Genomic DNA, 2,319 nt, shown 5'->3' on the forward strand with positions numbered 1-2,319 from the left:
TTTATCGAGGGCTTCGAGTATTATCTCACCATTGACCGAAANCTGAAACGCAGCAGNATATCNAGTACCTTNTCNACNTTGCAGACCATNGTCCGCATGGCGGTGAAGAAAGGCGTGCTGGACTTCTATCCGTTCTTGGGCTACAGTTACGAGCGACCAAAAGGCGAACCGAGAANCATNACGCANGANGAACTANAANANATNATNGACTTGGAGATTGAGTGGGANAACTACCGCATTGTCCGTGATNTNTTNGTCTTNTCCTGCTTCACAGGNCTGGCNATCTCAGATGTCCGCAATCTTCGGGAGGAGAATATCGTCACTGAAGAAGGCAAACTCTGCATCAAGGGCAGACGCATGAAGACCAAGACCCCGTATCGTGTACANGTNCTTCCCCCTGCGCNGNCNATNATGNANCGNTANAGNGGNATANGNGCAGGCTTTGTCTTTGACGTGCCGACCNCCGACATTGTCCTCAATGGTATGCACTACATACAACGAAACATCGGCATGGAAACTCCGCTAACCTTCCACATGGCTCGCCATACCTTTGCTTCGCTTATCACGCTCTCGGCAGGCGTTCCTATCGAAACGGTGAGCCGTATGCTCGGACACACCAACCTGAGAACGACACAGGTATATGCAGCGGTTTCCTCCGAAAGAATCCATCGGGATATGCAAGCGATACAGCAGCGAATACAAGATACATTCATCTTAAAACTTTGACATTATGGCACGAAGTACATTCAAGACACTCTTTTATATCAATCGCTCAAAAGAGAAAAAGAACGGCAGCTGCCCGATTATGGGACGCATCACCATAGACGGAGAGCAAGTGCAATACAGCACGGGAAAGGAAATCGCTCCCGAGCTTTGGGACAGTCGTAAGGGACGATGCAAGGGTATAGGCGAAGAGACAAAGGAAATCAACCGCTACTTGCAAACCAAAGAGGAACAAGCCAAAGCGAAGTATCAAGAATTAGTTTGGCAACGTGGCTATATCACTGCCGAGTTGTTGAAACGTGAACTCATGGAAGAGGACAATCCCAAAGGCTTTCTTATGGAGGAAGCCCGACTATTTATTGAGGAAAAGCGTCCATGCGTAGGACTGACGATTGCCAAGCCTACCTTTGCTAATTACATCTATGCAGCGCAGCTCATAAAGTCCTATCTGCGTGAACGCTTAGGGCTGGAGGATATCCGCTACTCCCTGTTGGACTATGGTTTTATCGAGGGGCTGGACTTCTACCTTAAATCAAAGCGCAATCTTTCTCTTGCCACTATTCAGGTAGCGGTCATCTTCCTTAGGAAACTCATCGGCATCGGCCAGCAGAAGAAATATATCCGCATCGACCCCTTTGTAGATTACAAGGCGGAACTACCACATCGAACACGCAGGTATCTCACAACCGAGGAACTGCAACGAGTACTGCAAACACCCATAATTGACAAGCAGTTCGAGCGAGCAAGGCAACTCTTCCTTTTCTGCGCCTTCACCGGTTTGGCTCGTGTGGATATGCAACGGCTCAAACCGAAGCATATCACCCATAATGCTGACGGCACGGAGGAAATCCGCATCAAAAGGCAGAAAACAGACGTGGAAGCTATCATTCCACTCCTGCCCATTGCCAAGCAAATCCTTTCGCTCTATATCAAGGATAAGAAAGCGGACGACTTGATATTCCCCAATCTTACAATAAGGAAAGCATCTTTAGCTTGTGTGAACATCGGGCAGATATGCCGGATAGAGAAAGGCTTGACCTTTCACATGGCTCGCCACACATTCTCAACCACGATTTGCCTTTCCAATGGTATTTCGATGGAAACGCTCAGCAAGATGCTCGGACACAGCAATATCGGTACGACACAAATCTACGGAAAAATAACCGACCATAAGATACAGGAGGATATGACTGCACTCACAGACAGGGAGCATACTGTATTTGAAGGTTATTGTGAGTCGATAGCACGGCAGAACGTGCCACTGCAACACGCATAAAAAGGAAGTAAATACCAAACATTTATTATTCACGATTGAAAACCAAATGATTATGAAAAAGAACAACAAGCTGGAACTTTCCTACTTTCGGTTGAAATTAAGAAGTTATATGAGTGAGCATCACCCCGAAAGATTGCACGACACGGAGTTTATCACCGTACGGGCAGATATGGCTCTCACAGCTTACTGCGATGCCGTGGCGCAAGGTTTCACTCACCCCGAAGCGGAAAGCATGGCAAGCGAGGTTTTGTATTATGGCTTGCACTTTTCCAAGTATGATACGCTTGTATCCGTATTGGAAAACGAGTTTGAAAGGGAAC

Annotated in this window: 2 protein-coding genes and 1 pseudogene; all 3 read left to right on the forward strand. The window is 47.1% G+C overall.

All coding sequences use genetic code 11. The annotated features are described in order from the left end of the window. Positions 1-726 (forward strand): annotated as a pseudogene (locus HMPREF9304_RS11905) (site-specific integrase); the annotation flags it as partial. A 4-nt stretch (positions 727-730) separates the two neighbouring features. Next, positions 731-1,999: a site-specific integrase gene (locus HMPREF9304_RS11910; protein WP_036929488.1), complete on the forward strand. Its 1,269-nt coding sequence runs from the start codon at positions 731-733 to the stop codon at positions 1,997-1,999. A 46-nt stretch (positions 2,000-2,045) separates the two neighbouring features. Continuing rightward, a partial coding sequence (locus HMPREF9304_RS11915; RefSeq protein ID WP_036929489.1) for a DUF1896 family protein occupies positions 2,046-2,319 on the forward strand: 274 nt, incomplete at its 3' end.

The organism is Hoylesella timonensis S9-PR14, from assembly GCF_000762405.1.
Lineage (GTDB): Bacteria > Bacteroidota > Bacteroidia > Bacteroidales > Bacteroidaceae > Prevotella > Prevotella timonensis_A.

What these genes read in the sequence shown, in the direction of transcription:
- HMPREF9304_RS11910 (WP_036929488.1), top strand. Translation starts at nt 731, where the DNA reads ATGGCACGAAGTACATTCAAGACACTCTTTTATATCAATCGCTCAAAA.